This is a genomic window from Stenotrophomonas pictorum JCM 9942 (assembly GCF_001310775.1).
GTDB classification, from domain to species: domain Bacteria; phylum Pseudomonadota; class Gammaproteobacteria; order Xanthomonadales; family Xanthomonadaceae; genus Stenotrophomonas; species Stenotrophomonas pictorum.
On the sequence record NZ_BAZI01000372.1, the window covers coordinates 1 to 2,561 of the forward strand.

Annotated in this window: 3 protein-coding genes; 2 read left to right on the plus strand and 1 reads right to left on the minus strand. The window is 68.3% G+C overall.

The window, feature by feature from the left end:
* On the minus strand, positions 1 to 360 hold a 360-nt coding region (locus JCM9942_RS13850), incomplete at its 3' end, for a hypothetical protein (protein ID WP_157722937.1).
* A 284-nt stretch (positions 361 to 644) separates the two neighbouring features.
* Here JCM9942_RS13850 and JCM9942_RS13855 point away from each other — a divergent pair.
* Complete coding sequence (locus JCM9942_RS13855; RefSeq protein ID WP_218185499.1) at positions 645 to 2,012, plus strand: amidohydrolase; 1,368 nt, start codon at positions 645 to 647, stop codon at positions 2,010 to 2,012.
* A 49-nt stretch (positions 2,013 to 2,061) separates the two neighbouring features.
* Entirely contained in the window at positions 2,062 to 2,421 is a 360-nt protein-coding gene (locus JCM9942_RS19695; protein ID WP_218185500.1) for an amidohydrolase family protein, read from the plus strand.
* The last annotated feature ends 140 nt before the right edge of the window (positions 2,422 to 2,561 follow it).

The window sequence follows — 2,561 nt, forward strand, 5'->3', positions numbered from 1 at the left end:
CAGCGCACGGCGGCCGGCGCGCACCTCGCCCGCGCGGGTCTGTGCGGCCAGCTGCGTACCCTGCGTGAACCAAGCGGCCATATCCCACTGCTCGGCCAGCCCGGCGAACACGTACAGCAGGTGATTCTGCCAAGCCAATGCCGCCAGCGCGGTCGAACCGCCGTCCCGCTGCAGTTGTGCGGTCGCCCGTGACTCCTGGATGTCGGCGGAGACCGCCAGCAGCAACTGCCGCCGCTGGCAGGGATCGGTGACTTCGATCACCCGCTGGATCATCTGCGCTTGCCCGGCAGGCTCGGCCGCCCATGCACCGGGCAGCGTCATCGCGCCAATCACACTCACCTTCAGGATAACGCTGCGCATTCGGGCCCCTTGTGCCGCCGTGAGGGTCCAGCGTAACGGTTATCGCCGGGCGCTCTTCCCGAATGCCAACATTGCCGGATCGGCCGATTTTCCCGGCCCGCGCTGAGGTCGGACATTCCGGTCCGCACCTCCCCGCAGGAGCTCACCCCGCGCCGACGCCCGGGCGTGGCCGTTGGCGGTGGCGCGCCGGCCTGAAATGTCACCAACCGCTTCGGCCTGCGGTGTTACGGTGCCCATGACGCCGCCCTTGCGGGGACGGCACCCCGCCCTTCTGGAGGCTTCCCATGGCACTGCATCTGGCAATTTCCGCACTGGCCGCGCTGGCCGCCCCCGCCTCCGGCGCCGCCGACACGCTGTACTCGGGCGGCACCATCCTCACCATCAACGACCGCCAGCCGCAGGTTGAAGCGGTGGTGGTGCGCGACGGACAGATCGCCTTTGTCGGCAGCCGCCGGGCGGCGCTGGATTTCAGCCCCGCCGCTCGCCAGGTCGACCTGCAGGGTCGCACGCTCACCCCCGGTTTCATCGACGGCCACAGCCATGTCTCCGGTACCGGCCTGCAGGCGCTGTCGGCCAACCTGCTGCCCGCCCCCGATGGTGAGGGCAATTCGATCCCGGACCTGCAGCGGATCATGCGCCAGTTCTACACCCAGACCGCCGGTCCGCGCGGCTACAAGGTGCTGATCGGTTTCGGCTATGACGATTCGCAGCTGGCCGAGCGCCGCCATCCCACCCGCGAGGAACTGGATGCCATCACCACCGAGATTCCGGTGATCCTGATGCACCAGTCCGGCCATCTGGGCGCCTACAACAGCAAGGCGCTGGAGGTGGCCGGCATCACCGCCGCCACGCCCGACCCGGAAGGCGGAGTCATCCGCCGCGAACCCGGCTCGCGGGTGCCCAACGGGGTGATGGAGGAAAACGCGCACAATCTCACCCTGGCCAAGCTGATGCCCACCCTGGGCCTGGACGAGGCCATGGCAATGCTCGAAGCCGGGCAGGCGCTGTACATGAAGCACGGCTACACCACCGCCCAGGACGGCAATACCGATGCCGGCACGCTGGCGATGCTGCCGCTGGCCGGCAAAACCGGAAAGCTGAAAATCGACGTGGTCGCATACACCAACATCGATGTCGCGCTGAGCAACCCGGCGATGCAGGGGCCCTATTACAGCCACCAGTACACCGACCACTTCCGCATCGGCGGGGTCAAGATCACCCTGGACGGCTCGCCGCAGGGCAAGACCGCCTGGCTCACCCGCCCCTACTACAAGGTGCCCGAAGGCCAGAAGCCGTCCTACGCCGGCTATCCGATCTTCACCAACGCCCAGGCCGATGACCTGATCAACCGCGCCTGGGAACACGGCTGGCAGGTGCTGGCCCACGCCAACGGCGATGCGGCCATCGACCAGTTCATTCACGCGGTGACGGCGGCCGAGAAGGCCCATCCCGGCAAGAAGCTCATGCCGGTACTGGTCCACGGCCAGACGATGCGCCGCGACCAGGTGCCGCAGATCGCCCGGCTCGGCATCTTCCCGTCGCTGTTTCCGATGCACACCTATTACTGGGGCGACTGGCACCGCGAATCGGTGCTGGGGCCGAGCGCGCCGAGAACATCTCACCCACCCGCTGGGTGCTGGATGCCGGCATGAAGTTCACCTCCCACCACGACGCACCGGTGGTGTTCCCCGATTCGATGCGGTGCTCGATGCCACCGTCAACCGCACCACCCGCAGCGGCTATGTGCTTGGCCCGGACCAGCGGGTCACGCCGATGGAAGCGCTCAAGTCGCTCACCATCTGGGCGGCCGAGCAGTACGCCGAGCAGGACAGCAAGGGCTCCATCGAGACCGGCAAGCGCGCCGATCTGGTGGTGCTCTCGGACAACCCGCTGACCATCGCCCCGGCCGAGCTGCACAGCATCAAGGTGCTGCAGACCATCAAGGATGGCGAGGTGGTCTACGACGCCGCCAGCGCCACCGCCAGCCAGAGCGCGTCCTGCGCGGACAACCCGGAATGCTCCCGCCGGCTGGCCGACACCGGCTTCGGCCACCATCACTGAAACCCTGCGCCGGCCGGGCGGAAGCGCCCGGTCAGGCCTGCGAGAGCGGCAGGCATCGGCCCGGGGAAGCAGTGAGCGCCGGCTGGGTCTTTGCCCGATTCCTGCGGCGGAAGCTGCAAGCGCCGGCCGGCCATTGCCCG